Source organism: uncultured Nocardioides sp. (assembly GCF_947489365.1).
Taxonomy (GTDB): domain Bacteria; phylum Actinomycetota; class Actinomycetes; order Propionibacteriales; family Nocardioidaceae; genus Nocardioides.
Genome location: NZ_CANLDB010000002.1, coordinates 425,845 through 451,750, shown reverse-complemented (window position 1 = coordinate 451,750; position 25,906 = coordinate 425,845). Strand labels below are relative to the sequence as shown.

At 74.1% G+C, this 25,906-nt stretch carries 26 protein-coding genes; 15 read left to right on the top strand and 11 right to left on the bottom strand.

The window, feature by feature from the left end:
- Nucleotides 1–40: 40 nt before the first annotated feature.
- Entirely contained in the window at nt 41–835 is a 795-nt protein-coding gene (locus Q0858_RS07520; protein ID WP_299052275.1) for a GNAT family N-acetyltransferase, read from the bottom strand.
- Between the two features lie 157 nt (nt 836–992).
- On the opposite strand from Q0858_RS07520, the gene fdxA reads away from it, so the two are divergent.
- Nucleotides 993–1,319, top strand: coding sequence for a ferredoxin (gene fdxA / locus Q0858_RS07515; RefSeq protein ID WP_299052273.1), 327 nt, complete (start codon nt 993–995; stop codon nt 1,317–1,319).
- A gap of 15 nt (nt 1,320–1,334) precedes the next feature.
- On the top strand, nt 1,335–2,468 hold the full coding sequence (gene dapC, locus Q0858_RS07510) for a succinyldiaminopimelate transaminase (RefSeq protein WP_366916000.1): 1,134 nt from the start codon (nt 1,335–1,337) through the stop codon (nt 2,466–2,468).
- Nucleotides 2,469–2,548: 80 nt separating this feature from the next.
- Here the strand turns inward: dapC and Q0858_RS07505 are convergent, their stop codons facing one another.
- From Q0858_RS07505 to Q0858_RS07490, 4 genes are read right to left on the bottom strand one after another with little or no spacing between them, the layout of a single operon-like run.
- Nucleotides 2,549–2,938, bottom strand: coding sequence for a universal stress protein (locus Q0858_RS07505; RefSeq protein WP_299052271.1), 390 nt, complete (start codon nt 2,936–2,938; stop codon nt 2,549–2,551).
- Nucleotides 2,935–4,482, bottom strand: coding sequence for a tripartite tricarboxylate transporter permease (locus Q0858_RS07500; RefSeq protein ID WP_299052269.1), 1,548 nt, complete (start codon nt 4,480–4,482; stop codon nt 2,935–2,937). Before Q0858_RS07500 ends, Q0858_RS07505 begins: the two co-directional genes overlap by 4 nt.
- Nucleotides 4,482–5,024 (bottom strand): tripartite tricarboxylate transporter TctB family protein, encoded by a 543-nt coding sequence (locus tag Q0858_RS07495; RefSeq protein ID WP_299052267.1) that lies wholly within the window; start codon nt 5,022–5,024, stop codon nt 4,482–4,484. Before Q0858_RS07495 ends, Q0858_RS07500 begins: the two co-directional genes overlap by 1 nt.
- Nucleotides 5,021–6,043: a tripartite tricarboxylate transporter substrate-binding protein gene (locus Q0858_RS07490; protein WP_299052265.1), complete on the bottom strand. Its 1,023-nt coding sequence runs from the start codon at nt 6,041–6,043 to the stop codon at nt 5,021–5,023. The genes Q0858_RS07495 and Q0858_RS07490 overlap by 4 nt, the downstream gene beginning before the upstream one ends.
- Nucleotides 6,044–6,155: 112 nt before the next feature.
- Here Q0858_RS07490 and Q0858_RS07485 point away from each other — a divergent pair, with 112 nt between their 5' ends.
- Together Q0858_RS07485 and Q0858_RS07480 are read left to right on the top strand one after the other, a co-directional pair.
- Nucleotides 6,156–7,760 (top strand): ATP-binding protein, encoded by a 1,605-nt coding sequence (locus tag Q0858_RS07485; protein WP_299052264.1) that lies wholly within the window; start codon nt 6,156–6,158, stop codon nt 7,758–7,760.
- Entirely contained in the window at nt 7,757–8,476 is a 720-nt protein-coding gene (locus Q0858_RS07480) for a response regulator (RefSeq protein ID WP_299052262.1), read from the top strand. Before Q0858_RS07485 ends, Q0858_RS07480 begins: the two co-directional genes overlap by 4 nt.
- 16 nt (nt 8,477–8,492) lie before the next feature.
- Here Q0858_RS07480 and Q0858_RS21520 read toward each other — a convergent pair whose 3' ends face one another.
- The 3 genes from Q0858_RS21520 to Q0858_RS07465 are packed head-to-tail and all read right to left on the bottom strand — an operon-like array spanning nt 8,493 to nt 11,072.
- Nucleotides 8,493–9,494: a hypothetical protein gene (locus Q0858_RS21520; RefSeq protein ID WP_366915999.1), complete on the bottom strand. Its 1,002-nt coding sequence runs from the start codon at nt 9,492–9,494 to the stop codon at nt 8,493–8,495.
- Entirely contained in the window at nt 9,495–10,430 is a 936-nt protein-coding gene (dapD, locus tag Q0858_RS07470; RefSeq protein ID WP_299052260.1) for a 2,3,4,5-tetrahydropyridine-2,6-dicarboxylate N-succinyltransferase, read from the bottom strand. It abuts the gene before it with no gap.
- A 51-nt stretch (nt 10,431–10,481) separates the two neighbouring features.
- Nucleotides 10,482–11,072, bottom strand: a complete 591-nt coding sequence (locus Q0858_RS07465; protein ID WP_299052258.1) for a TIGR03086 family metal-binding protein — start codon at nt 11,070–11,072, stop codon at nt 10,482–10,484.
- A gap of 62 nt (nt 11,073–11,134) precedes the next feature.
- Between Q0858_RS07465 and Q0858_RS07460 the strand changes: the two genes are divergently transcribed.
- Complete coding sequence (locus Q0858_RS07460; RefSeq protein WP_299052256.1) at nt 11,135–12,148, top strand: YafY family protein; 1,014 nt, start codon at nt 11,135–11,137, stop codon at nt 12,146–12,148.
- A gap of 15 nt (nt 12,149–12,163) precedes the next feature.
- On the opposite strand, the gene Q0858_RS07455 is transcribed toward Q0858_RS07460, so the two are convergent.
- Both Q0858_RS07455 and Q0858_RS07450 read right to left on the bottom strand, forming a co-directional pair.
- Complete coding sequence (locus tag Q0858_RS07455; RefSeq protein ID WP_299052255.1) at nt 12,164–13,030, bottom strand: class I SAM-dependent methyltransferase; 867 nt, start codon at nt 13,028–13,030, stop codon at nt 12,164–12,166.
- Nucleotides 13,031–13,061: 31 nt separating this feature from the next.
- Nucleotides 13,062–13,730 carry a PepSY domain-containing protein gene (locus tag Q0858_RS07450; protein WP_299052253.1) on the bottom strand — a complete coding sequence of 223 codons (669 nt, stop codon included), beginning with the start codon at nt 13,728–13,730 and terminating at the stop codon, nt 13,062–13,064.
- 122 nt (nt 13,731–13,852) lie between these two features.
- Here Q0858_RS07450 and Q0858_RS07445 point away from each other — a divergent pair, with 122 nt between their 5' ends.
- The 10 genes from Q0858_RS07445 to Q0858_RS07400 all read left to right on the top strand — a co-directional run bounded on the left by Q0858_RS07445 (nt 13,853) and on the right by Q0858_RS07400 (nt 24,989).
- Entirely contained in the window at nt 13,853–14,437 is a 585-nt protein-coding gene (locus Q0858_RS07445) for an AAA family ATPase (RefSeq protein ID WP_299052251.1), read from the top strand.
- Nucleotides 14,430–14,810, top strand: a complete 381-nt coding sequence (locus tag Q0858_RS07440) for a DNA polymerase ligase N-terminal domain-containing protein (RefSeq protein ID WP_299052249.1) — start codon at nt 14,430–14,432, stop codon at nt 14,808–14,810. Before Q0858_RS07445 ends, Q0858_RS07440 begins: the two co-directional genes overlap by 8 nt.
- A gap of 254 nt (nt 14,811–15,064) precedes the next feature.
- Complete coding sequence (gene ileS / locus Q0858_RS07435) at nt 15,065–18,334, top strand: isoleucine--tRNA ligase (protein ID WP_299052247.1); 3,270 nt, start codon at nt 15,065–15,067, stop codon at nt 18,332–18,334.
- Nucleotides 18,335–18,336: 2 nt separating this feature from the next.
- Nucleotides 18,337–19,158: a UbiA family prenyltransferase gene (locus Q0858_RS07430; RefSeq protein WP_299052245.1), complete on the top strand. Its 822-nt coding sequence runs from the start codon at nt 18,337–18,339 to the stop codon at nt 19,156–19,158.
- Nucleotides 19,155–20,306: an NAD(P)/FAD-dependent oxidoreductase gene (locus tag Q0858_RS07425; RefSeq protein WP_299052243.1), complete on the top strand. Its 1,152-nt coding sequence runs from the start codon at nt 19,155–19,157 to the stop codon at nt 20,304–20,306. The genes Q0858_RS07430 and Q0858_RS07425 overlap by 4 nt, the downstream gene beginning before the upstream one ends.
- Complete coding sequence (locus tag Q0858_RS07420; RefSeq protein WP_299052241.1) at nt 20,303–21,400, top strand: 3-oxoacyl-[acyl-carrier-protein] synthase III C-terminal domain-containing protein; 1,098 nt, start codon at nt 20,303–20,305, stop codon at nt 21,398–21,400. The genes Q0858_RS07425 and Q0858_RS07420 overlap by 4 nt, the downstream gene beginning before the upstream one ends.
- Complete coding sequence (locus Q0858_RS07415; protein ID WP_299052239.1) at nt 21,397–21,912, top strand: isoprenylcysteine carboxylmethyltransferase family protein; 516 nt, start codon at nt 21,397–21,399, stop codon at nt 21,910–21,912. The genes Q0858_RS07420 and Q0858_RS07415 overlap by 4 nt, the downstream gene beginning before the upstream one ends.
- Nucleotides 21,905–22,939 (top strand): NAD(P)/FAD-dependent oxidoreductase, encoded by a 1,035-nt coding sequence (locus tag Q0858_RS07410; protein WP_299052237.1) that lies wholly within the window; start codon nt 21,905–21,907, stop codon nt 22,937–22,939. The genes Q0858_RS07415 and Q0858_RS07410 overlap by 8 nt, the downstream gene beginning before the upstream one ends.
- Nucleotides 22,936–23,541, top strand: a complete 606-nt coding sequence (gene idi / locus Q0858_RS07405) for an isopentenyl-diphosphate Delta-isomerase (RefSeq protein ID WP_299052235.1) — start codon at nt 22,936–22,938, stop codon at nt 23,539–23,541. The genes Q0858_RS07410 and idi overlap by 4 nt, the downstream gene beginning before the upstream one ends.
- On the top strand, nt 23,538–24,989 hold the full coding sequence (locus Q0858_RS07400) for an aldehyde dehydrogenase (protein WP_299052233.1): 1,452 nt from the start codon (nt 23,538–23,540) through the stop codon (nt 24,987–24,989). The genes idi and Q0858_RS07400 overlap by 4 nt, the downstream gene beginning before the upstream one ends.
- Before the next feature lie 85 nt (nt 24,990–25,074).
- Here Q0858_RS07400 and Q0858_RS07395 read toward each other — a convergent pair whose 3' ends face one another.
- On the bottom strand, nt 25,075–25,902 hold the full coding sequence (locus tag Q0858_RS07395) for an alpha/beta hydrolase (RefSeq protein ID WP_299052231.1): 828 nt from the start codon (nt 25,900–25,902) through the stop codon (nt 25,075–25,077).
- Nucleotides 25,903–25,906 lie beyond the last annotated feature (4 nt).

The window sequence follows — 25,906 nt, the reverse complement described above, 5'->3', positions numbered from 1 at the left end:
CGAGGGTGCCCCCGGCCGCGGCGGGGCAGCAACCGGTTTTCTAGGGGGTCGGCGGCACCAGGTAGCGGTAGGCGTGGTGGGTGACGAACCCCAGACGCTCGTACAGCGCGAGCGCGGGGGTGTTGGTGGCGTGGACCTGCAGGTACGCCGACCGCGCTCCCCGCTCCGCGCCCCGGGCGAGGAGCCCCGACACCACCTGCAGCGCGAGGCCCCGGCGGCGGTGGTCGGGGTCGGTCTCGATGCCGTACAGCCCCAGCCAGTCCCCGTCGGACGCCGCCCGACCGCGGGCGCCGGGCACGGCGAGCGCCACCCGGGGGCCGTCCTCGACCACCTCGGACGGCTCCGGCTCGGGCGGCAGCCCGCGGCGGAGCATCGCGATGGACGCGACCTGCACGAGGGTGTCGTCCTCGCCGTCGCGGTGACGCACCCACCCGGCGGCCTCGACACCGGCGTGCGCCGCGGACCCGACCTCGACGGCGACGACCGGCACGCCTCCCCGGGCGGTGTGGAAGGCGACGACCGCGGCGTGGGCCTCCTCGGCGGGGAGGTCGGGGTCGCCGAACGCGAGGGTGGAGTTCGCGCGGCGGGCCGCCTCGTGCGGGGCGGAGCGCAGCAGCCAGTCGCCGAGGGGCTCGGTCTCGAGCCCGGTCCACATGACCAGCCCGGCGCGGTGCAGCCGCGCGGCGGGCACCCGCAGCAGGACCGACGAGCGGGGTGGCACGGGCTTGCCGGTCACGACCAGGTCGTGGGGGACGCGCCGCAGCGCCCCGTCCTCGGTGCGGACGACGAGGTCGTCGTCCGTCCACTCCTCGCAGATCCCGAGGACGTCGCTCATCGCGGGACCCCCCGAGGGCCCGGTGCGACCGGGCAACAGGTGGCGGACCACGATCCGCGCACCCACCACGTGTGGTCCCAGCACGTCGGGATACTAGGCTGGCCACCGCTGCCGACCGTTCACGGGTCGGCTGCCACAACGCCTTCAGGAGGATCTGGTGACCTACGTCATCGCGCAGCCGTGTGTGGACCTCAAGGACCGCGCGTGCGTCGACGAGTGCCCCGTGGACTGCATCTACGAGGGCAAGCGGATGCTCTACATCCACCCCGACGAGTGCGTCGACTGCGGCGCCTGCGAGCCGGTCTGCCCGGTCGAGGCGATCTTCTACGAGGACGACACCCCGGAGCAGTGGAAGGACTTCTACGACGCCAACGTGAAGTTCTTCGACGACCTGGGCTCGCCCGGCGGCGCCGCCAAGATGGGCGAGATCGACCACGACCACCCGATCGTCGCCGCGCTGCCCCCGCAGGAGCACGACGAGTGATCTACCACCCCGTCGGTGGTTGAGGTGCGAGCGCAGCGAGCCTCGAAACCCGTCTCCTCCCGGCTGCCCGAGTTCCCCTGGGACCGGATCGCCGGGTACGGCGAGCGCGCCCGCGCGCACCCCGACGGCATCGTCGACCTCTCGATCGGCACGCCGGTCGACCCGACGCCGACCGTCGTCAGGGAGGCCCTCGCAGCAGGTGCCGACTCGCCGGGCTACCCGGCGACCGCCGGACGGCCCGAGACCCGTCGCGCGATCCTCGACTGGCTCGCGCGGCGTTGTGGCGTCATCGGGGCCACGGACGCCTCCGTGCTGCCGCTGCTCGGCTCGAAGGAGGCGATCAGCGCCCTCGGCGTCCACCTCGGGCTCGGCCCGGGCGACCTCGTCGTCCAGCCGTCGCTGGCCTACCCGTCGTACGAGGTGGGGGCGAAGCTCGTCGGCGCCGAGATCGTCGCGAGCGACGAGCCGGAGACGCTCGACCGCACGCCCGCGCTGGTGTGGATCAACTCGCCGTCCAACCCGTCGGGACGCGTCACCAGCCCCGAGCGGCTCCGCGAGCTGGTCACCTGGGCCCGCGACGCCGGCGTCCTGCTCGTCTCCGACGAGTGCTACGTCGAGTGCTCCTGGCACGACCCGGCGACCGAGCAGGGCCCGTCCTCGATCCTGCACCCGGACGTCTGCGGGGACAGCCACGACGGCCTGCTCGCCGTCCACTCGCTGTCCAAGCGCTCCAACCTCGCGGGCTACCGCTGCGCCTTCTACGCCGGCGACCCCGCGGTGGTGGGCGAGCTGCTCGAGGTCCGCAAGAACCTCGGCCTGATGATGCCCGGACCCCAGCAGACCGCCATGGTCGCGGCGCTCGACGACGACGAGCACGTGGTCGAGCAGCGCCACCGGTACGCCGCCCGCCGGGCCACGATGTGGCGCGCCCTGGAGGGCGTCGGCTTCCGCATCGACCACTCCGAGGCCGCGCTGTACCTCTGGAGCACCCGCGACGAGTCCTGCTGGGACACCATGTCGTGGCTGGCCGAGCGTGGCATCCTCGCCGCCCCGGGCGCGTTCTACGGCACCGCGGGGGAGCGGCACGTGCGGATCGCGGTCACCGCGACCGACGAGCGCATCACCGCCGCCGCGCAGCGCCTGGCCTGACGCACGTCCGTGCGGGACCGGTGCTCGCAGCGAGCACCGATCCCGCACGATCCGGGGTCACGACGACCGACCGGGGTCAGTCAGCCCGCCGGCTTCACCGCCAGCACCGGGCAGGGGGCGTCGAGCAGGATGCGCTGGGCGACGCTGCCCATGAGCACCTTGCCGACCGGGCTGCGGTGGCGGATGCCGACGACCACGAGGGTGCCGCCGACCTCCTTGACCACGTCGATCACGGCCTCGGACGGCTCGACGCCGACGGGCTGGCGGACCTCGTGGGTGAGGCCCTGCTCGCCGAGCGCCGCGTCGAGCTCGGCGAGCCGCTCGCCGGAGGCGAACCGCTCGTCGACGAACGCGTCGCCGCGGGTGGCGTTCACGACGACGACGCCCAGGCGGCGAATCCCCGCCTCGGTGACGGCGTGGGCGAGGGCGGCCTCGCCGTAGACGTCGGGGGTGTAGGCGACGACGATCATGATCCGACCTCCTGGCGGTCCTTCTCGAGGACCTCGTGGGGCGTGGTGGGCGTGGCGGTCGGCGCGACGCGGGACCACACGAGCGGGGCGACGACGACGATCACGATGATCGCGTAGACGATGAGCGCGATGGGCTCGTTGAACAGCCCGCTCAGGTCGCCGGAGCTCAGGTCGAGCGCCTCGCGCAGCTTGGCCTCCATCAGGGGGCCCAGGATGACGCCGAGGATCAGCGGCAGGACCGGGATCCCGAAGCGGCGGATCGCGAAGCCCAGCGCGCCGAAGACCACGAGCAGCGCCACGTCGAACGGCTGCTGGCGGAACGCGTAGGCCCCGAGCGAGGCGAAGAAGAGGATGCCGGCGTACAGCTGGGGCCGGGGGATGCGGAGCAGCTTCGCCCACACCGGCGCCAGGGGCAGGTTGAGGATCAGCAGCAGCGCGTTGCCGATCAGCAGGCTGGCCAGCAGCGCCCAGATCAGGTCCGGCTGGTCGGTCATCAGCGTCGGGCCGGGCGTGATGCCGTAGCCCTGGATCGCGGCCAGCATCACCGCAGACGTGGCCGTGACCGGCAGGCCGAGCGCCAGCAGGGGCACCAGCGTGCCCGCGGCGGAGGCGTTGTTCGCGGCCTCCGGGCCGGCGACGCCCTCGATGGCGCCCTCGCCGAACTTCTCGCGACCCTTGCCGCCCTTGGCGAGCTTGCGCTCGGCGACGTACGACAGGAAGGTCGGCGTCTCCGCACCGCCGGCGGGGACGGCGCCGAACGGGAAGCCCAGGGCGGTGCCGCGGAGCCACGGCTTCCAGGACCGGCGCCAGTCGTCCTTGCCCATCCAGGGACGGCCGACGGGGATGATCTGCAGCGGCTTGCGGCGCAGGTGCGCGGCGGTCCACAGCGCCTCGCCGACGGCGAACAGCCCGACGGCGACGACGACGACGTCGATGCCCTCGGCGAGCTGGTTCAGGCCGAGCATCGCCCGGGGCTGGGCGGTGGAGCCGTCGAGACCGACCAGGCCGATCGCGAGGCCGATGAACAGACCGAGGAAGCCGCGCAGCTTGGAGGCACCGAGGACGGCGCTGACCAGCACCATCGACAGCAGCATGATCGCGAAGTACGACGGCGCCCCGATCTGGACGGCGAACTCGGCGAGCGGCGGCGCGAAGAAGATGACGCCGAGGGTGCCGATGGTGCCGGCCACGAAGGACCCGATGGCGGCGGTGGCCAGCGCCTGCGCGGCGCGCCCCGCCTTCGCCATCTTGTTGCCCTCGAGCGCGGTCATCACCGAGGCGGACTCACCCGGTGTGTTCAACAGGATCGAGGTCGTCGACCCGCCGTACATGCCGCCGTAGTAGATGCCGGCGAACATGATCAGCGCCGAGGTGACGTCGAGGCCGTAGGTGACGGGCAGCAGCAGCGCGACCGCCATGGCGGGCCCGACGCCGGGCAGGACCCCGACGAAGGTGCCGAGCAGGACGCCGATGCACGCCCACGCGAGGTTCATCGGGGTGAGGGCGTCGAGCATGCCGCCCCCGAGCAGTGACAACGTCTCCATCAGAGGATCCCGTCCAGGATGCCGGGCGAGAGGGGGACTCCCAGCGCGACGTAGAAGAAGTACCAGCTGAGCACCGCCAGGACGACGCCCACGAGGAGGTCGCGGACCAGGGTCCGGCTCCCGAGGGACCACGCCGCACCGGCGAAGAGCAGGCCGCCCGTGACGGCCCAGCCGAGGACGCCGACGAGCAGCACGTTGGCGACGAGGACGGCGGCGAGCTTGCCGACCGTGGCGAAGTCCGACTTCTGGTCGAGGTCGACGTCCTCGCCGTCCTCCGGCTCGGCGCGGTCGCCGCGCAGGGTGGCGACGATCCAGATCGCCGAGAGGGCGATCAGGACGCCGCCGATGACGTAGGGGAACAGCCGCGGGCCGACGGGGTCGGCGAAGCCGATGTTCAGCGAGGTGGCGTCAACCACGACGTACGCCCCGGCGACGCCGAGCACGCCGGCGAAGACGATCTGCCCGACGTCGACGCCGCGCTCGGGCGCCTTCTCCTCGGGGGCCGGGGCGGGGGTGGGCGCCTCGGGACTGGTGGTGCTCATGCGTCCTCCTCGTTGATGAGCTGGAGCTCGGTCAGGGTGTCCGCGACGCGGGCGTCCTGCTCGACGAGGAACTGGTCGAACTCCTCGCCGGTGAGGAACGCGTCCTCCCAGCCGTTGGCCTCGAGCTGCTCGGTCCACTCATCGGTGGCGCGCATCTCGGTGAAGTAGTCGATGTACTGCTGCTCGCGCTCCGCGGAGATCCCGGGAGGGGCGAGGACACCGCGCCAATTGAGGAACGTGAAGTCGATGCCGGACTCGACCAGCGTCGGGATGTCGTTGAGCGACTCCTGCTCGATCCGCTCCTCGCCGGAGACGGCCAGCACCCGGAGGTCGCCGTTCTCGATGGAGCCCGCGAACTCGCCCAGGCCGGAGAACCCGACCTGGATCTTGTTGCCGAGCAGGGCGCTGGTGAGCGGGCCGCCGCCGTCGTACGAGATGTAGTTGACCGCCGTCGGGTCGACGCCGACCGCCTCAGCGAGCTGGTGGGGGAAGAGGTGGTCCGGTCCGCCCGGCGACGAGCCCCCGCCGACCGTGATGGACGACGGGTCGGCCTCCCAGGCCTGCACGAAGTCGTCGACGGTGCGCCAGGGCGAGTCGCCGGGGACCAGGATCCCCTCCTGCTCCTCGATGAGCTGGGCGATCGGGGTCGCGTCCTGCAGCGACTCCTCGGAGCCGAAGGAGTAGAGCGAGCCGACGACGCCGAGGCCGACGGTCATCATCGACTCCTCGTCGCCCTCGAGGTTCATCAGCTGGGCGAACGCCAGGCTGCCGCCGGCGCCGATGGAGTTCTCGACCTGGAAGCCACCGCCGGTGACGTCGTGGTCCTCCATCACGCGGACCGCGGCGCGGCCGGTGAGGTCGTACCCGCCGCCCGGGCTGTTGGGGATGATCATGAGCAGGTCGTCGTCCACGCCGGCCTGGGACCGCGTCACCCCGCAGGAGGTGACGGCCAGGGTCAGGGCGAGGGTGGTGGCGACCGTGCCCGCGGTGCGCCGCACCTGTCGTGCTCGATGTCGCATGCTGTCCTCTTCGGTGGATCGGGGAGTGAGCCGGTTCACACCGGCTGAGTGGGAGTCTGCGAGCCGGGTGTGGTGGTCGTCACGGTTAGGGAGGTAGAGGAGATTGCGGTCGTTGTGGTCACGGCTGACCCTGGCCGGGCAGTTCCTCGTCTTCCAGATGGGTGTCATCGCCCTGGTGCTGGTGGCGGTGACCGTGATCTCCGTGCGTCAGTCGGACGTCGAGTTCCGCAACGACCAGACGCAGGTCACCCGCCAGGCCGCGAACCAGATCGGCAACACCCGGGTGGTGCAGACCCAGACCGACCAGGTCGGCGCCCAGCGCTCGATCTCGCCCACCGTCGTGCGGCAGCAGGAGAGCGCAGGGGTGGACCTGACGTTCGTCGCCGACGCGGACGGCGTGGTCGTCGCGTCGTCCGACCCCACCATCGTCGGCGACCGGATCGGGGACGACGACGCGGCGCCGGCGCTGGACGGACGCCCCTGGACGGGCGAGGACGACCTGGGGGGACGCCGGTTCCTGGTGTCGTACCGGCCCGTCTTCCGCATCGCGGACGGCGGGTTCCTCCAGGTCGGCGTCGCGGGCGCCGCCGTCCTGGCGCCGACCCTCGGCGAGCGGCTGCCCGGCACCGCCCAGAACACGCTGCTCTACCTCTCGATCGCCGCCGGCCTCGGCGTCGCCGGGTCGTACCTGCTCTCGCGGCTCGTACGACGCCGCACCCGCGGCCTGGAGCCCGCCGAGATCGCCACCCTCGCCGACCACCGCGAGGCGCTGCTGCACAGCATCCGCGAGGGCGTCGTCGGGGTCGGCACCGACGGGCGGGTGACCGTCCTGAACGACGGCGCCCGGGCGCTGCTGGGCCTGCCCACCGACGCGGTGGGGCGCCACGTGGACGACCTCGCCCTCCACCCCGCCCTGCGGTCGCTGCTGCTGGCCGCGGAGCCCGCCCGCGACGCGGTCGTCGTCGCCGACGGCAAGGCGCTCGTCGTCAGCCGCGAGGCGGCCGCCAGCGAGGGGCGCTCGATCGGCACCGTGACCACGGTCCGCGACCGCACCGAGCTCGTCACCCTCCAGAGCCAGCTCGACGTGAGCCGCAGCGTCACCGACACCCTGCGCGCGCAGACCCACGAGCACGCCAACCAGCTGCACACCCTGTCGGGCCTGGTCCAGCTCGAGGAGTACGACGAGCTCCGGCGCCTGGTCGGCGACCTCACCCGCCGCCGGGCCGAGATCAGCGACGCGGTCACCTCGATGGTCGAGGACCCCGCCGTCGCCGCGCTGCTGGTCGCGAAGACCAGCTCGGCGCTGGAGTCGGGCCAGGAGCTCGCGCTCGTCCCCGGCTCGCGCCTGGGCCGGCTGTCGTCGGCCACGTCCGCCGCGGTGACGACGGTGGTCGGCAACCTGGTCGACAACGCCCTGCACGCCTCGGCCGACTCCGGCGGCCGGCACGTCGACGTCCACCTCACCGAGGTGGACGGCGAGGTCGTCGTCGAGGTCAACGACGACGGCGCCGGGGTCCCCGAGCCGGACGCCGAGCGGGTCTTCGAGCGCGGCTTCACCACCAAGCCGTCGACGGGGACCGGACGGGGCGTCGGGCTCGCGCTCGTCCGGGTCCTCTGCGAGTCGCGCGGCGGTAGCGTCACGGTCGACAACGGCGGAGAGCTCGGCGGGGCGGTCTTCCGCGCGACGCTCCCGCAGCGGGAGGAGGGCGAGTCGTGAGCACGGGCGGGTCCGAGCGCACCGGGGAGGTCGGCGTCCTCGTCGTGGACGACGACTTCCGGGTCGCGGCGATCCACGCGCGGTTCGTGGAGCGGGCGCCGGGGTTCGCCGTCCTCGCGACGGTGCGGTCGGGGGCCGAGGCCCTCGAGGCGGTCGAGCAGCTGCACCCGGACCTGGTCCTCCTGGACGTCCACCTGCCCGACCTGTCCGGGGTCGAGGTGCTGCGGCGCCTGCGCGCCCACGCGGACCCTGCCGTGTCGGCGGTGGGCGTCATCATGATCACCGCCGCGCGGGAGGCCGACACGGTGCGTGCCGCGCTGCACCAGGGGGCGGCGGCGTACCTGGTGAAGCCGTTCGAGGCGCCCGACCTGCTCGAGCGGCTGCAGGAGTTCGCCGACACCCACCGGGTCCTCGCCGAGGGCGCCGAGCAGGTCGGCGGACAGGCCGACATCGACGCCGTCTTCGGCCGCGGCGCCTCCGTCCGGCGGGACCCACCGCTGCCCAAGGGGTTGTCCGCCGAGTCGGCCCAGACGGTGCTGGAGTCGGTCCCCGTCGGCGCGGAGGTCTCCGCCGTCGAGTGCGCCGACGCGGTCGGGATGTCGCGGGTCAGCGCCCGGCGCTACCTCGAGCACTTCGTGGACGTGGGCCGCTTCGAGGTGCGCCTGCGCTACGGCCGGGCAGGTCGGCCCCAGCGGATCTACGTCCGCACGCGGTAGGTCGACCGAGGAGCGTCTACTCGAAGACGTCCACGTGCACGTGGTCGCGGTGCTCGAGGATCGCGGCGGTGGCGGCGTCGCGGCCCTCGGTGTCGACCTCGTACTCGCGCCAACCCTGGGCGGAGCGGCGGGCGGTCCAGATCTGGCCGTCGTAGATGACGGTGGCGACGTCGAGGCGCGCGGCGTGGGCGACGAGGTACTGCGCCACCGACCACCCGCGGACCTGGTTGGGGCCGTTCGCGGGCCGGAAGAAGAAGTCGACGGCGCGGCCGTCGTAGTGCGCCGAGCCCTCCATGTGCCCGGTGTCGACGCCCTCGGGCGCGAAGCCCCCGGTCTGGACCTCCCCGAACGCCTCCAGCACGTCGCGTCGTACGGCGTCCGCCCGCTCGGTCAGCCCCACGTCGACGAGGTCGGCGGAGGTGGCCTCGACGTCGCCGTCGACGGTGCAGGTGAAGCGGGCGGCGGAGTTGCCGGTGAGCGCGGACGCGAGCGCGCGGGCGTCGGCCTCGTGGTCGGCGTACGCCTCGGGGAAGCCGGAGCGCTGCACCTCCTGGGCGGCCACGGTGACGCGCATGTCCTCGTAGCCGTCGACCTCGACGAGGGCGTCGTAGAAGGCGTTGGTGGCGTACACGGGGTCCTGCACCTGCTCGACGGTCCCCCAGCCCTGCGAGGGCCGCTGCTGGAACAGGCCGAGGGAGTCGCGGTCGCCGTAGTCGATGTTGATGATCTTCGACTCCTGGTACGCCGTCGCCAGGGCGATCGACGCCGCCCGGGCGGGCAGGCCGCGCCGGACGGCGATCGCGGAGATGAGGGCGGCGTTCTCGGCCTGCTCGGTCGAGACCGCCACGGTGTGGCCGTCGACCTCGACGGTGCACCCGTCGGCCGTCGGCAGGCCGGGGATGATCGGGCCGAGCAGGCGTCCGACGGCGAACCAGGTCCCGACCGCGATGCCGACCAGCAGGAGCAGGACGAGCAGGAACACCCCGGCCCGTCCGCCGCCGGTGCGGGCGGCGGCCATCTAGTTGGCGTGCAGGGCGGCGTTCAGCGCGATGCCCTGCCCGGTGCGGGCGACCGCCTCGACGGCCCCGGAGACGGAGTTGCGGCGGAACAGGATGCCGTCGGAGCCGGACAGCTCGGCGGCCTTCACGACCCTCTCCTCGGCCCCGTCACGAGCGGGCAGCGTGACCTTGGTGCCGGCGGTGACGTAGCAGCCGGCCTCCACCACGCAGTCGTCGCCGAGCGAGATGCCGATCCCGGCGTTGGCGCCCAGCAGGCACCGCTCGCCGACGCTGATGACCGTGGTGCCGCCGCCGGAGAGCGTACCCATGATCGAGGCGCCGCCGCCGACGTCCGAGCCGTCGCCGACGACGACCCCCGCCGAGATGCGGCCCTCGACCATCGACGAGCCCAGCGTCCCGGCGTTGAAGTTCACGAAGCCCTCGTGCATGACGGTCGTGCCGGACGCGAGGTGGGCGCCGAGGCGCACCCGGTCGGCGTCGGCGATGCGGACGCCGGTGGGCAGCACGTAGTCGACCATCCGCGGGAACTTGTCGACGCCGTACACCGCGACCGAGCCCTGGCCCCGCAGGCGGGCGCGGGTGACCTCGAAGCCCTCCACGGAGCACGGGCCGGCGGAGGTCCACACGACGTTGGTGAGCAGCCCGAAGACCCCCTCCATCGACATCCCGTGGGGCTTCACCAGGCGGTGCGACAGCAGGTGGAGGCGCAGCCACACGTCCTGCGTGGACGTCGGGGCGGCGTCCAGGTCGGCGATCTCGACGAGCTCGACCTCGGTCGACACCCCGCGGACGGCGTCGGTGCCGACGAGGTTGGCCAGCGTGCCGGGGGAGGCGTGCTCCTCCGTGGCGCCGAGCGCGGGGGAGGGGAACCAGCAGTCCAGCACGTTCCCGTCGGTGTCGCGGGTGGTCAGTCCGTGGCCCCAGGCGGAAGTCATGCCTCGAAGTCTAGGAGGGCTCGCTGAAGGTGACCTGAGCCCGTCCGGTCCTCAGGGGCGCCAGCGGGGGTCGCGCCCCATCCAGGCGACGAGGCGCTCGAGGGCGTCGGCGTCGGCCGGTGCCTCGACGACCTCGCCGAACGGCAGGCCCTCCCGGCCCTCGCGGGGCAGCCGTCGGCTGGCGGGCTCCACCACGGGCTCGGCGAGGGCCGGTCGCAGCAGGTCGGTCCGGTCCAGGGCCCGGGCCAGGTCCCACCCGTGCACGAGCACCTCGCCGACGTACGACGCCAGGGCCGCGGCGTTCGGCACCGTGCCGAAGGGCGCGGTGGCCAGGGCGGTGAGGTCGACGTCCGGGAGGGTGGTGCGGAGCACGGCCAGCCCGTCGGAGAAGGCGCCGGCCAGCTCGTCGTCGGCCAGCCCGCTCACCTGCGGGACGTCGGTGAAGTGGCCGCCGGTCAGGACGACCCGCACACGTCGGACGACCATCACGAGGTGGTCGAGCAGGCCGCGGACGGCGAAGTCGGAGCACGGGGTGGGCCGGTCGAGGTCGGTGGGCGTCACCGTGGCGACGAGGCCGTCGACGACGCCGAGGGCGTCGAGCAGCAGGGGGCGGAGGTCGGGGATCTGCGTGGTGGTGGTCATGGGGGGAGCCTGTCGCGAATACCCGACACCTCCTGTCAGGTATCTCGGGCAGCATGTGGCGGGTGAGGGCGGACCGGCTGCTGTCGATCATGCTGCTGCTGCGCACCCACCGGACCCTCACCGCGGGTGACCTCGCGGGCCGCCTCGAGGTCAGCGAGCGCACCGTCCTGCGCGACGTCGAGGCCCTGTCCGCGGCCGGGGTGCCCGTCTACACCGAGCGCGGTCGCCACGGCGGGATCGCGATGCTGGAGGGGTTCCGCGCCGAGGTCGGGGGCCTCGACGACGTCGAGGCGCAGGTCCTGCTGGCCCACCTGGGCCTGGACACGTTCGGCGACCTCGGCCTCGACCGCGAGCTCGGCTCGGCACTCGACAAGCTCACCGCCAGCGCACCGCCCCGCCTGGCCGAGCCGGTACGGCGGCTGCGGGAGGTGGTCCACGTCGACCGTCGGCGCTGGTTCGCCGACCCCGACGACGTCGGTCACCTGCCCGCGCTGCGCAGCGCCTGCGTCGCCGGCCGCCGGGTGCGCGTCCGGTACGCCTCGCCGCGCGACGACCGGCCCCGAACCCGCACGCTCGACCCGCTCGGCCTCGTGGAGAACGGCAGCCGGTGGTACCTCGTCGCCTACCACCGCGGCGACCCGCGCACCTACCGGCTGGCCCGGGTCCGGTCCCTCGAGGTGCTCGGCGAGGCCGCGGTGGTGCCGCCGGGCGCCCGGCTGACGGTGGTGTGGGACGAGCTCCGCAGCGGCTTCGAGGCGAGACCGGGCCCGCCCGTCGAGGCGGTGCTACGGCTGCGTCCGGCGTCACCGACCGAGGAGGAGGAGCTGCGCGGCGCGCTGCAGACGATGGCGGTCGCCGGCGGTGACCTGCGGGTGGCCGACCGGGGCGACGGGTGGGTCGACGTGGCCGGTCGGTTCCGCCTCGCCCGCTCGCTGGTCGGCCTCTCGCTGGCCTCCGCCGGTGCTGTCGAGATCCTCGAGCCCGCGTCGTTGCGCGCCCGGGCGCGGGAGGCGGCCGTGGCGTCGTTGGGTCTGTTGGACCCATCGGAGGCGATCACTGTCTCTCAGAGACAGTGATCGCCTCCGACGACGTCAGCGGCGCCAGAGGTCGACGCGGATCTCCCGCAGGCGCTCGCTGAACAGCCCGTCCGCACCGGCGGCCTCGTGCAGCCGCGCCCGGAGGTCGCGGTCGAAGGCCGCCAGCCGGTCCCCGAAGAGGTGGGGTGCGGCGTACGACAGCGAGAACACGCTGGAGGCGACCTCGTCGACGGTGCGGACGACCACCCGGCCCGGGACCTCGAAGCCGGTGGGGCCGTCGAAGCCGGCCGCCCGGTAGAGCACGGCCTCCTCGGCGCCGCGCTCGGCCTCGGGCGAGGGCCGGTCGCGGGTGCCCCGGCCCGCCCGCGGCCGGGGTCCGAGGTACCGGGCGACCAGCCGGTCGACCTCGTCGCGGGGCGGTCGGGGGTGGGGGAGCGGGGCGTCGGCGTCGCGCACCCCCTCGTGCGTGGTGGCGTGGACGTGGGCGAGCGTCCCTCCCGGGCGCAGGGCGTCATGGGCGAGGGCGGCCACCTCGTCGCGGCGCATCCAGTGGAACGACTGCGCGAGAGTCACCACGTCGAGGACGCCGAGGTCGGACCCCAGGTCCTCGGCCCGTCGGTGGACCCAGGCGACGTTCTCGACGCCTGCGGCTCGCGCGGCGGCGCGGCCTGCGGTGAGCATGTCGGCGTCGGCGTCCAGGCCGACGGCCTCGGCGAACAGCGGGGCGAGGAGCAGGGTCAAGGACCCGGGTCCGCAGCCGAGGTCGAGCAGTCGCCCGGTCCCGTCGAGCCCCAGCTCGTCGGCGAGGCGGTCGGCCAGCTCACGCGGGTACGGCGTCCGTCCACGGACGTAGTGGGCGGCGGCGCCGGCGTACAGCGACGGGTCCCAGCGCCAGCTCTCGCCGGCGCCGGGACCCGTCACCCCTGCAGTATCGGTGGTGCGAGGCGGCGACTCAGTCGTCGTCGCCGTCGTTGTCGGTCTCGGTGCCGACGACGTCGCCGGTGGCGGCGTCGACGAGCACGGTCTGGGCGTCGTCGTTCGTGCCGTCGCCGAAGTCGATGTCCCAGGTGAGGGTGCCGTTGTCGTCGTCGAGGCTGGCGCCGGTGACGTCGAGGTCAGGAAACTCGCCGCGGGCGGTCTCGATGGCGTCGATGTAGACGACCTGGGCCTCGAGGAGGCGCTGGCGCTCGGCCTGGTCGTCCGCGTCGTTGTCGTCGTTGTCGGAGACGGGGCCGCGGGTGACGGTGCTGCCGTCGGCGGAGACGTCGACGTCGTTCTCGGTGCCGTCCTCGCTGAGCAGGGTGACGTCCCAGTCGCCCGAGTCGTCGATGTCGATCGAGGTGAGCGTCGAGCCGGCGACCTCGCCGAGGGCGGTCTGCGCCGCGGCCTCGATGTCGCCGGCGGCCGCACCGCCGCCGTTGCCGTTGCCGGAGCCCTGCGACTGCTGCGAGCCGGCGTCGTCGGAGGTGGCGCCGTCGGGGGACTGGGTGACGGTCTCGGTGACGACCTCGCTCGGCTGGTCGTCGGCGTCGGTGTCGTCGGACCCGCAGGCCACGAGCGCGACGGCGAGGGGCGCGACGGCGAGGGCGGCGAGACGGTGACGGAACGGGCGGCGGGACATGGGGATCTCCTCCTGGGACTCGGTGACGAGTCGGTCGTGTGGGTCGAGCGTGGCTCCAGCGTGAGGGTCGGCCCGCTAAATCGACGCGAAACGAACCTCAAGGTGCCCTTAACGTTCGCCGCATGACCGGCGACCTGCTCCTGATCACCGGCCCACCGGCCGTCGGGAAGATGACCGTGGGCCGGGCGGTGGCAGCGCGCAGCGACTACCGGCTCTTCCACAACCACCACACCATCGAGCCTCTGCTGGAGGTGTTCGGCCACGGCACCCGCGCGTTCGACGTCCTCAACGAGGAGTTCCGCCTGCGGGTGGTGCAGGAGGCGGCCGCGGACCGGCTGTCGCTGGTCTTCACCTTCGCCTGGTGGGTCGACCAGCCCGAGGACGTCGCGGCGGTGCGGCGCTACATCGGGCCGTACGTCGACGCCGGGCTCACCATCCGCTGCGTCGAGCTGTACGCCGACCTCACGACGCGGCTTGCCCGGAACGTCGGGGCCGACCGGATCGCGGCCAAGCCGTCGAAGGCCGACCTGGCCTGGTCCGACGCGCACGTGCGCGAGCTGGACGCCCGCAGCCGCATGAACACCGACCCCGACCGGCCGTCCGCCGCGGACGACCTGCTGCGCCACCTGCCCCACCTGCGCCTCGACACCGAGGGCCGCACCGCGGACGACGTCGCCACCGAGGTGCTGGACTGGGTGGGTGCCTGACTCCCCGCGCCCGCCGGACCGGCCGCGCTTCGTCCTCCACGACGACCGCGTGCCCCAGCCGCACCACGACCTGCGGCTCGAGGAGGACGGCGTGCTGCGGTCGTGGGCGCTGCCGAAGGGCCCGCCGACCGACCCGCGGCAGGACCGGCTGGCGGTGGCGGTCGACGACCACGACCTCGACCACGCGACGTACACCGACGCCGACAAGTCCATCGCGGACGACGGGTGGTGGGAGCTGGAGCGCCGCGACGAGCGCCGGTTCGTGTTCCGGCTGCACGGGCGCCACGGCGCCACCCGCCTCGCGCTGATCCGCACCGGCGGCACGCAGTGGCTGCTGCACCGGGTCAAGGACCAGGGCCCGGACGCGGGCTGAGCCGAATCCGGTTCGCGGCACCCCGCCCGGCCGCCGTACGATCGCACCACAGGCGCTCGAGCCGTCATCAGCGGCGAGCCTCCGGAAGAACAGCCCCTCCGACGCCGCGGCGGGGCCCAGTAGACCCGGACGGGTAGGCCCGTCACAGCCGTCATGGAGTGGTCCCGGCGACGGGGCAACCGAGGTGGTACCGCGGCTCCCCGCACCGGGTGGTCGTCCTCGACCGGAGCGACGACCCGCGAGGAGAACCACCCATGGCAGGCGAGACCTACCCCAAGGTCACCACCGACCCGTCCGGCGCCGTCCCGCCGAGCCCGCGCTTCCCCGACATCGAGAAGCGGGTCCTCGACTACTGGGACGCCGACGACACCTTCCGCGCCAGCGTCGAGCAGCGCGAGGCGGGGGAGAAGGGTGACAACGAGTACGTCTTCTACGACGGCCCGCCCTTCGCGAACGGCCTGCCGCACTACGGCCACCTGCTCACCGGCTACGTCAAGGACCTCGTCCCGCGCTACCAGACCATGCGCGGACGCCGGGTCGAGCGCCGCTTCGGCTGGGACACCCACGGCCTGCCCGCCGAGCTCGAGGCCATGCGCCTCAACGGCATCAAGACCACCGACGAGATCCTCGAGCTGGGCGTCGAGAAGTTCAACGAGGCCTGCCGCGCCTCGGTGATGAAGTACACCGGCGAGTGGCGCGACTACGTCACCCGCCAGGCGCGCTGGGTCGACTTCGACCACGACTACCGGACCATGAACGCCGACTACATGGAGTCGGTGATCTGGGCCTTCAAGCAGCTCTTCGACAAGGGCTGGGTCTACGAGGGCTTCCGCGTCCTGCCGTACTGCTGGAAGGACGAGACCCCGCTCTCGAACCACGAGCTGCGGATGGACGAGGACACCTACCGCAACCGCCAGGACCCCGCCGTCACCGTCGGCGTCCCCCTCACCTCCGGGCCGTACGCCGGCGTCAAGGCGCTGGTCTGGACGACGACGCCGTGGACCCTGCCCTCCAACCTCGCGATCATGGTCGGCGAGGACATCGACTACGTCGTGGTCCAGCAGCCCGCCAAGGACGGCGAGGACGGCGAGCGCTTCCTGCTCGCGGAGCCCCGTCTCGGCGCCTACGCCCGCGAGCTCGGCGACGCCGAGGTCGTCGCGCGGGTGCGCGGCGCGGACCTCGTCGACACGACGTACGACCCGCCGTTCACCTACTACGCCGGCCACGAGCGGGCGTTCCGGATGGTCGCGGCCGAGTTCGTCACCACCACCGACGGCACCGGGCTGGTGCACACCGCGGGCGCCTTCGGTGAGGACGACAAGGTCGTCACCGACCGCGAGGGCATCGAGGCCGTCATGCCCGTCGGCAAGGACGGCCGCTTCACTGCGCCGGTCGACGACTACGCCGGCATGCAGGTCTTCGACGCCAACCCGCACATCATCGACGACCTGCGGGCCCGGACCGGGTCGGTCGGCGCCGGCACGGTGCTGCTGCGCCGCGAGACCTACGACCACTCCTACCCGCACTGCTGGCGCTGCCGCGAGCCCCTGATCTACAAGGGCGTCTCGTCCTGGTTCGTCCAGGTCACGGCCTTCAAGGAGCGGATGGCCGAGCTCAACCAGCAGATCGCCTGGGTGCCGGGCCACATCCGCGACGGCCAGTTCGGCCGCTGGATCGAGAACGCGCGCGACTGGTCGATCACCCGCAACCGCTTCTGGGGCAGCCCGGTGCCGGTGTGGAAGAGCGACGACCCGGCGTACCCGCGCCTGGACGTGTACGGCTCGTTCGCCGAGCTGGAGCGCGACTTCGGCGACCTGCCGCGCGACAGGGACGGCAACCCCGACCTGCACCGGCCGTTCGTCGACGAGCTGACGCGCCCGAACCCGGACGACCCGCGGTCGGAGGAGGAGGGGCGCTCCACGATGCGCCGGGTCAGCGACGTCCTCGACGTCTGGTTCGACTCGGGGTCGATGAGCTTCGCGCAGGTGCACTACCCGTTCGAGTCGGCCGACTGGTTCGACGACCACTTCCCGGCCGACTTCATCGTCGAGTACATCGGGCAGACCCGCGGCTGGTTCTACACGCTGCACGTCCTCGCCACCGGCGTCTTCGACCGGCCGGCGTTCGAGACCTGCCTGTCCCACGGCATCGTGCTGGGCTCCGACGGCGCGAAGATGAGCAAGTCGCTGCGCAACTACCCCGACGTCAGCGAGGTCTTCGACCGCGACGGCGCCGACGCGATGCGCTGGTTCCTCATGTCGAGCCCGATCCTGCGCGGCGGCAACCTCGTCGTCACCGAGCAGGGCATCCGTGACGCCGTGCGCCACACGATGATCCCGCTGTGGAACGCGTGGTACTTCCTCGCGCTGTACGCCGGCGCCGCCGGCCCGACCGGGTACGCCGGGCGCACCCGCGCGGACTCCACGCACCCGATGGACCGCTACCTGCTCGCCAAGACCCGTGAGTACGTCGAGCGGACCACCGAGCAGATGGACGCCTACGACGTCGCGGGCGCCTGCGAGACCACGCGGGGCTTCGTGGACGTGCTGACGAACTGGTACATCCGCCGCTCCCGCTCGCGGTTCTGGGCGACGGACTTCTCGACGTCGGACACGACGGCGACCGAGCCGTTCGACACCCTGCACACGGTGCTGGAGACGGTCTGCCGGGTCGTGGCTCCGCTGCTGCCGCTCACCGCCGAGGAGATCTGGCGCGGCCTCACCGGCGGCCGCTCGGTCCACCTCACGGACTGGCCGGACGCCGACGAGCTGCCCGCCGACCCCGAGCTGGTGGCGGCCATGGACGCCGTGCGCGACGTGTGCTCGGCCGGCTCCGCGCTGCGCAAGGCCGCCGGCCTGCGGACCCGCCTGCCGCTGTCCTCGCTCACCGTCGTGGTCCCGGACCCGAAGGCCCTCGAGCCGTTCACCGGCGTCGTCGCCGACGAGCTCAACCTGCGCGAGGTGCGCCTGCTGGGGCTCGACGAGCCCGAGGCGGCGTCGTACGGCGTGGCGCAGCGGCTCACCGTGAACGCACGCGCCGCCGGTCCGCGCCTCGGCAAGGACGTCCAGGCCGCGATCAAGGGCTCCAAGTCCGGCGACTGGTCCGTGGGCGAGGACGGCACCGTGACCGCGGGCGGGCTCGCGCTCGTCGAGGGCGAGTACTCCCTCGACACCGTGGCCGACGGCGCCGGCGAGGACACCGCGACCGGCGTCCTGCCCGGCGGCGGGTTCGTCGCCCTGGACACCCGGGTCACCCCGGACCTCGCCACCGAGGGCCTCGCCCGCGACCTGGTCCGTGCCGTCCAGCAGGCCCGCCGCGACGCGGGCCTCGAGGTGTCCGACCGCATCGAGCTCACGGTGTCCGGCACGCCCGGCGTCGTCGGCGCGGTCGCCGCCCACGAGGCCCTGGTCGCGGAGGAGACGCTGGCGGTGAGCGTGATCGTCGTGGAGCAGCCGGGCACGGGGGCCACCGAGGTGGCGCTCGCGGACGGCGAGACCGCGACCGTCGCGGTACGGCGCCGCTGACCGTGCGGGCCCTGCTGGGCGCCTGCCACCCCGCGCCGACGGTCGCGGTCACCCTGCTCTCCGGCCTCCTGGCCGTCGGAGCGGGGCTCGACACCGCGACCGTCGTGCTGGTGGTGGTCACGGTCCTGGCGGGGCAGCTGTCGATCGGCTGGTCCAACGACCTGCTCGACGCGGCGCGGGACCGCCAGGTCGGGCGCTCCGACAAGCCGGTCGCGCGCGGCGAGCTGTCGGAACCGACCCTGCGGACGGCGACCGGCGTCTCCCTGCTGGCCGCGGTGGCGCTGCCCGCCGTCGTCGGGTTCGTCGCCGGGCCGGGCGCCGCGGTGACCGGCCTGCTGGTCGTCGCCGGGGGCTGGGCGTACAACCTCGGGCTCAAGGCGACAGCGCTCTCGTGGGTCCCGTACGCCGTCGCGTTCGGGGCGCTGCCGGCGTTCGTCCTGCTGACGGGGGAGCTCGCCGTCCCCGCCTGGGTGCCGCTGGCGGGCGCGCTGCTCGGGGTCGGCGCGCACGTGCTGAACGTCGTGCCCGACCTCGCCGACGACGCCGCCACCGGGGTGCGCGGGATGCCCCACCGGCTCGCGGACACCTACGGCGTCCGATGGGTCGCGCCCGTCGGGGCACTGCTCCTCGTGATCGCCTCCGCCGTCCTCGCCCTCGGCGCCCCCGTCACGGGGGTGCTCCTGGGCGGACTCGTCGTGGCCGTCGGCGGTCTCGCGGCGACCACCGTCATGACCCGCGGACGCAGCGCCTTCCTGGCCGCGATGGGCATCGCCCTGGTGGACGTCGTCCTGCTCGTGGTGGCACAGGGCAGGGTGGGGGCATGAGCTGGGACCTGGTCGTCGTCGGCGCCGGACCCGCCGGCAGCGCGGCGGCACTCGGCGCGCTGTCCGCGGAACCGGGCCTGCGGGTCCTGCTGCTGGACCGGGCGGACTTCCCCCGCGACAAGGTCTGCGGCGACGGCATCGCCCCGCACGTCTTCGAGGCCCTCGCCGGGGCCGGCGTCACGGGCGTCGCCGACGGGTGGACGCCGATGCGCCGCCTCGAGCTCGCGCTCGGCGACGCCAGCGTCGCCCGGCCCCTGGCCCGGCCGGTGTGGGTGATCCCGCGCGAGGTCTTCGACGCCCGCCTCGTCGAGCGCGCGGTCGCCGCCGGCGCCACGCTGCGGCGGACGAAGGTCGACGGGGTCGCGGTCGACGGCGCCGGGGTCGACCTCGCCGGTGAGCGCGCCGAGGTCGTGGTCGGCGCCGACGGCGCCCACTCGGTGGTGCGCCGCGCGCTGGCCGGCGACCGACCGCAGCGCCGCGCACTGGCGCTGCGCGGCTACGTGCCGACGCGGCCGCAGTGGGAGGGCGCCCAGGTCATCCGGTACGGCGAGCGCCGCCAGCCGTCCTACGCCTGGGCCTTCGACCGCGGCGACGGGCTGACCAACGTCGGGTACGGCGAGCTGCTGGGCACCGAGCGCGGCGGCCCTCCCACACGGGCGGTGATGACGGAGGAGCTTGAGCGGCTGCTGCCCGGCGCCAGCGAGGACGGCGTCCCGGGGTCGTGGAAGGCGCACCACCTGCCGCTGTCGGGGTGGCGCTGGCGCCAGCCCGACGGGCGGGTCCTGCTCGCCGGCGACGCCTCCGGTCTGGTCAACCCCATGACCGGCGAGGGCATCTACTACGCCGTCGCCACCGGCCTCGCCGCCGGGCGTGCGGCCGTGACCGCGCTGCGCGAGGGTGACGCCGGCGCCGCCGGGGCGGCGTACCGTCGCGACGTACGACGGCTGCTCGGGACCCACCTCAAGCACACGGCCACCGCGGCGCGGCTGTCCGGGGTACCGCGGGTCGTGGTCGCCGGGATCGAGGCGGCCCGGCGCGACCCGCACGCGTTCGACGACCTCGTCGAGCTCGGGCTCGGACGCGGACGCATCACCACTCGGCTCGCGGGCGGACTGCTCACGGGCCTGGCGAACAGGAGCAGGCCATGACCGCAGCCGTCCAGCCCACCGGGCCGAGCGTGCTCGCCGTCCGCGGCGCGCTCCCGGAGCACCGCTACGACCAGCAGACGATCACCGACGCGTTCGTCGACGTCATCGTGGCCCCGGAGGCCACCGTCGACGCCCGGCTGCTCCGCCGCTTCCACACGAACGCCGGGGTCGCCCACCGCCACCTCGCCGTCCCGCTCGAGACGTACGCCGGGCTCCAGGACTTCGGACAGGCGAACGACCTGTTCATCACCCACGCGGTGCGGCTCGGCGCCCAGGCGCTGCAGGACGCGCTGAAGGCCGCCGACCTGACCCCGTCCGACGTCGACCTCATCGTCACCACGACCGTCACCGGGCTCGCGATCCCGTCGCTGGACGCCCGGATCGCGGCCGTGGTCGGTCTGCGTCCCGACGTCCGCCGGGTGCCGCTCGTCGGTCTGGGGTGCGTCGCGGGCGCCGCCGGGGTGGCCCGGGTGGCCGACCACCTCGTCGGCCACCCCGACCACGTCGCCGTCCTCGTCTCCGTCGAGCTGTGCTCGCTGACGGTCCAGCGCGACGACACCAGCGTCCCGAACCTGGTGGCCAGCGGCCTGTTCGGTGACGGCGCCGCCGCCGTCGTCATGGGTGGCACGCACCGCTCCGGGCCGTCCGCGCCGCAGGTGGTCGACTCCCGCAGCCGGCTCTACCCCGACTCCGAGCGCACGATGGGCTTCGACGTCGCCGCGACCGGCCTGCGGATCGTGCTGGGTGCGGACGTCCCCGACCTGGTCGAGGCGTACGTCGGGGACGACGTCGACGCCTTCCTCGCCGACCACGGGCTGGCACGGGGCGACATCGGCTGGTGGGTGTGCCACCCCGGCGGTCCGAAGGTCATCGACGCGCTGCAGTCCGCGCTCGGGCTGGAGCCGTGGGACGTCCAGCTCACCCGCGACTCGCTCGCCGAGATCGGCAACCTGTCGTCCGCCTCGGTCCTGCACGTCCTCGCGGACACCCTGCGCGACCGCCCGCCGGCGCCCGGGTCCTGGGGCGTGCTGATGGCGATGGGCCCGGGCTTCTGCTCCGAGCTGGTGCTGCTGCGGGCAGGTGACGCCGCGTGACGCTCGCCGTCGGCTTCACCGTCCTCGTCCTGCTCGTCGGCCTCGAGCGGGTCGCCGAGCTCGTCGTGAGCAAGCGCAACGCCGCCTGGGCGTTCTCCCGCGGCGGCGTCGAGTCCGGGCAGGGCCACTACCCGGTGATGGTGCTCCTGCACACCGGCTTCCTCGTCGGCGCGCTCGTCGAGGTGTGGGTGCGCCGCCCCGAGCCGCCGGGCCTGCTCGTCTGGACGATGCTCGCCCTCGTCCTGGCCGCCCAGGCGCTGCGCTGGTGGTGCATCACCACGCTGGGGAAGCAGTGGAACACCCGCGTCATCGTCGTCCCCGGCGGCGGGCTCGTCTCCGGTGGCCCGTACCGGTTCTTCTCCCACCCCAACTACGTGGCCGTCGTCGTCGAGGGCCTCGCGCTGCCGCTGGTGGGCGGGGCCTGGATCACCGCGCTGCTCTTCACCGTCCTCAACGCCGCCCTGCTGGCCGTGCGCCTACGGGTCGAGAACCAGGCGCTGGCCCGTGCGTGACCTGCTCGTCGCCGGCGGCGGTCCCGTCGGCCTCGCCACCGCCCTCCACGCCGCCCGCGCCGGCCTCGACGTCGAGGTCCGCGAGCCCCGCGGTGGGGTCGTCGACAAGGCCTGCGGCGAGGGCCTCATGCCCGGTGCCGTCGCCGCCCTGGCCGCGCTGGGCGTCGACCCGCCCGGCGTCGACCTGCACGGCATCCGGTACGTCGACGGCGGCCGCGCGGGCGTCGAGGCCCGCGCGGACTTCCGCGCCGGGCCCGGCCGCGGCGTCCGCCGTACGACGCTCCACGCGGCCCTGCGCGAGGCCGTCACCGCCGCCGGGATCCCCGTCTGCGACCGGCGGGTGCGCAGCATCGAGCAGACCGACGGGCACGTCGTGGTCGACGGCGAGCCCGCCCGCTACCTCGTCGGCGCCGACGGCCTGCACTCGTCCGTCCGCCGCCTGGTCGGCCTGGAGGGGACGCGGGGGCGGGACCCCAAGCGGTACGGCCAGCGCCTCCACCTCGCCACCGCACCGTGGAGCAGCCACGTCGAGGTGCACTGGAGCGACGTCGGCGAGGCGTACGTGACCCCCGTGGCCCCCGACCTCGTCGGCCTCGCGGTGCTGACCGCCGACCGCCGTCCCCTGGCCGACCTGCTGCGCTCCTTCCCGGCGCTGGCGGCCCGCGTCGCCGGCGCCGAGCCCGGACCCGTCCGGGGTGCCGGCCCCCTGCGCCAGCGCACCCGCGCCCGCGTCGCCGGACGGGTGCTGCTCGTCGGTGACGCCGCCGGGTACGTCGACGCCCTCACCGGTGAGGGCCTCGCGCTGGGTCTGGCGCAGGCGCAGGCCGCCGTGACCGCGGTCGCCGCCGACGACCCCGCCGGCTACGATCGGACCTGGCGACGCCTGACCTGGCGGCACGACCTGCTCACGGCCGGCCTGCTCACCGCCACCCGCGCCTCCCCGGTCCGGTCCCGGATCGTCCCGGCCGCGCGCCGCCTGCCTTGGGCGTTCGACTGGGCCGTCGACCAGCTGGCGAGGCCGGCATGAGCGCGCCGGGCCAGGAGCTCGTGGTGCTGCTCGACGAGGCCGGCGAGGCGGTCGGGACGACGGCCAAGTCCGGCGTCCACCACGCCGACACACCGCTCCACCTCGCCTTCTCCTGCTACGTCTTCGACGACGAGGGCCGCGTGCTGGTCACGCAGCGCGCGCTGCACAAGCCGACGTGGCCGGGGGAGTGGACCAACAGCTTCTGCGGCCACCCCGGGCCGGGCGAGACCCCGGCGGACGCCGTACGCCGTCGGGCGCCGCAGGAGATCGGCGTCGGCGTGAGTGACGTCCGGCTCGCGCTGCCGGCGTTCCGCTACCGCGCGGTGATGGCCAACGGTGTCGTCGAGAACGAGATGTGCCCCGTCTACACCGCCGTGGCCACCGGCCCCGTGGTCCCCGACCCCGCCGAGGTCGAGCAGGCCGTCTGGGAGCCCTGGGCGGAGTTCCGCCGCGGGGTCCTCGACGGCACCCGCGCGATCAGCCCGTGGTGCCGCGACCAGGTCGCGCAGCTGCCCGAGGACCCCCGCTCCGCCCCCGCCGCCGACCCCGCCGTGCTCCCGCCGGCGGCCCGCCACCCCCGATCCCACCAGGAGACCCCGTGACCACCACGGTGCAGCTGTCCGTCAACGGCCAGGACCGAGGCGCCGCCCGCGGCGCCACCTTCGAGCGCCTCAACCCGGTGACCGGCGAGGTCGCGACCCGCGCGGCCGCCGCCGGCGTCGAGGACGCCGTCCACGCCGTCGAGGCGGCGGCCGCCGCGTTCCCCGCCTGGGCCGCCACCGGCCCGGCCGAGCGTCGCGCTCTGCTCACCGCCGCCGCCGCGGAGCTCGAGGCACGGGTCGAGGACTTCGTCGACGCCACCGTCACCGAGACCGGGTCGCCCGGGCACTGGGCCCACTTCAACGTCGGTCTCGCCGCCGGGATGCTCCGCGAGGCCGCCGCCCTCACCACGCAGGTGCGGGGCGAGACCGTCCCGTCGAACGTGCCGGGCAGCCTCGCGATGGCGATCCGGCAGCCCGCGGGCGTCGTCCTCGGCATGGCGCCGTGGAACGCGCCGGTGATCCTCGGGGTCCGCTCGCTGGCGACGCCGCTCGCCGTGGGCAACACCGTCGTGTTCAAGGCCAGCGAGAAGTGCCCCCGGATCCACCGCCTCATCGTCGACGCCCTGCTCGCCGCAGGCATCCCGGACGGGGTGGTGAACTTCGTCAGCCACGCCCCGGAGCACGCCGCCGAGGTCGTCGAGGCGATGATCGCCCACCCCGCCGTGCGCCGCGTGAACTTCACCGGCTCCACCCCGGTCGGACGCATCATCGGCCGCCTCTGCGGCGAGCACCTCACCCCGAGCGTCCTGGAGCTCGGCGGCAAGGCCCCTCTGGTCGTCCTCGACGACGCCGACGTGGACGCCGCGGTGTCCGCCGCCGCGTTCGGCGCCTTCGCCAACTCCGGCCAGATCTGCATGTCGACCGAGCGGATCATCGTCGACGAGGCGATCGCCGACGAGTTCGTCGAGAAGCTCGCCGCCAAGGCGTCTTCGCTGTCCACCGGCGACCCGACCGGTCACGTCGTCCTCGGCTCCGTCGTGGACTCCTCGACGGTGGAGCGCTGCAACGCCCTCATCGACGACGCCCTCGCGAAGGGGGCCTCCCTCGCGACCGGGGGCAAGGCCGACTCGACGCTGATGGAGCCGACCCTCGTCGTCGACGTCACCCCGGAGATGAAGATCTGGTCCGAGGAGTCCTTCGGCCCCGTGAAGTCTGTCCGTCGCGTCCGCGGGGTCGACGCCGCCGTCGAGGCCGCGAACGACACCGAGTACGGCCTGTCCGCCGCCGTCTTCGGCCGCGACGCCGCCCGTGCCCTCGAGGTCGCTCACCGCATCGACTCCGGCATCTGCCACGTCAACGGTCCGACGGTCCACGACGAGGCGCAGATGCCGTTCGGCGGGGTGAAGGCCTCCGGCTGGGGCCGCTTCGGCGGGCTGGCCGGCGTCCACGAGTTCACCGACCTGCGCTGGATCACCGTGCAGACCGGGGAGCGTCACTACCCGTTCTAAGCGGCACTGCTCGGGCGGCCGCGGGGACGCACGGATGGAGTGGCTTCGCAGCGCGCACAGCGCTGCAGAGCCACTCCATCCGTGGTCACGGGCTCGCCGCCCACCGCACGAGCTCCGCGGTGAGGGCCTCGGGGGCGTCGAGGTGGACGAGGTGGCCCGCGCCCTGGAGCACCGAGAGGGTCGCGTGCGGGACGAGGGACGCCAGGCGGTGCGCGCGGTCGACGGGGATCCACGTGTCCTCGGCGCCCCAGACCACGTGCACCGGCTCGGTGAGGGAGCCCAGGAGCGGCTCCACCTCGTCGGTGTGGGCCTCGTCGGCCTGGGCGATCTGGGCGTAGAACGCCGCCTGTCCCTCCTCGCCCGTCCAGGGGTCGACGAGCACGGCGAGGTCGGCGTCCCGGAGCCCGCGGTGGCTCGCGCCCCGCACGTACGCCTCGACGGCGCCGCGGTGGATCGTCGGCGGCAGCTGCCCGAACACCGCCGCGTGCTCCTTCACCAGCGTGAAGAACGGCGAGCCCCAGGGCCGCAGGGCGACGACGTCCACCAGGCCCAGCGCGGCGTACGACGCCCCGTGGATCAGGCGTGCCCGCAGCGCGACGGCCCCGCCGATGTCGTGGGCCACGACGAGCGGCCGCTCGAGGCCCCATTCGCCGAGCAGGTGCGCGAACAGCTGGCCCTGGGTCGCCAGGTCGACCGCGTGCGCCGGGTCCTTCGACGAGGCGCCGTACCCGGGCATGTCCCACAGGTGCACCGCGAACCGCGCCGACAGGGCCTCGGCCACCGGCCGCCACAGGGCCGAGGACCACGGCGTGCCGTGCAGCAGCACCAGCGGCGGGCCCGACCCCAGGCGGTCCCAGGCGACGGTACGGCCGCGCCAGGTCGTCGTCCGGCGGAGCGGGGTGTCAGTCAGCACAGCG

Bases quoted from the DNA above. Each gene is read 5' to 3' on its own strand.
- Q0858_RS07450 (WP_299052253.1), bottom strand. From the start codon at position 13,730: ATGTCCCGCCGCCCGTTCCGTCACCGTCTCGCCGCCCTCGCCGTCGCG.
- Q0858_RS21520 (WP_366915999.1), bottom strand. From the start codon at position 9,494: ATGGCCGCCGCCCGCACCGGCGGCGGACGGGCCGGGGTGTTCCTGCTC.
- Q0858_RS07425 (WP_299052243.1), top strand. From the start codon at position 19,155: ATGAGCTGGGACCTGGTCGTCGTCGGCGCCGGACCCGCCGGCAGCGCG.
- Q0858_RS07500 (WP_299052269.1), bottom strand. From the start codon at position 4,482: ATGGAGACGTTGTCACTGCTCGGGGGCGGCATGCTCGACGCCCTCACC.
- Q0858_RS07490 (WP_299052265.1), bottom strand. From the start codon at position 6,043: ATGCGACATCGAGCACGACAGGTGCGGCGCACCGCGGGCACGGTCGCC.
- Q0858_RS07520 (WP_299052275.1), bottom strand. From the start codon at position 835: ATGAGCGACGTCCTCGGGATCTGCGAGGAGTGGACGGACGACGACCTC.
- Q0858_RS07465 (WP_299052258.1), bottom strand. From the start codon at position 11,072: ATGACCACCACCACGCAGATCCCCGACCTCCGCCCCCTGCTGCTCGAC.
- dapD (WP_299052260.1), bottom strand. From the start codon at position 10,430: ATGACTTCCGCCTGGGGCCACGGACTGACCACCCGCGACACCGACGGG.
- Q0858_RS07505 (WP_299052271.1), bottom strand. From the start codon at position 2,938: ATGATCGTCGTCGCCTACACCCCCGACGTCTACGGCGAGGCCGCCCTC.
- idi (WP_299052235.1), top strand. From the start codon at position 22,936: ATGAGCGCGCCGGGCCAGGAGCTCGTGGTGCTGCTCGACGAGGCCGGC.
- ileS (WP_299052247.1), top strand. From the start codon at position 15,065: ATGGCAGGCGAGACCTACCCCAAGGTCACCACCGACCCGTCCGGCGCC.
- Q0858_RS07495 (WP_299052267.1), bottom strand. From the start codon at position 5,024: ATGAGCACCACCAGTCCCGAGGCGCCCACCCCCGCCCCGGCCCCCGAG.
- Q0858_RS07420 (WP_299052241.1), top strand. From the start codon at position 20,303: ATGACCGCAGCCGTCCAGCCCACCGGGCCGAGCGTGCTCGCCGTCCGC.
- Q0858_RS07445 (WP_299052251.1), top strand. From the start codon at position 13,853: ATGACCGGCGACCTGCTCCTGATCACCGGCCCACCGGCCGTCGGGAAG.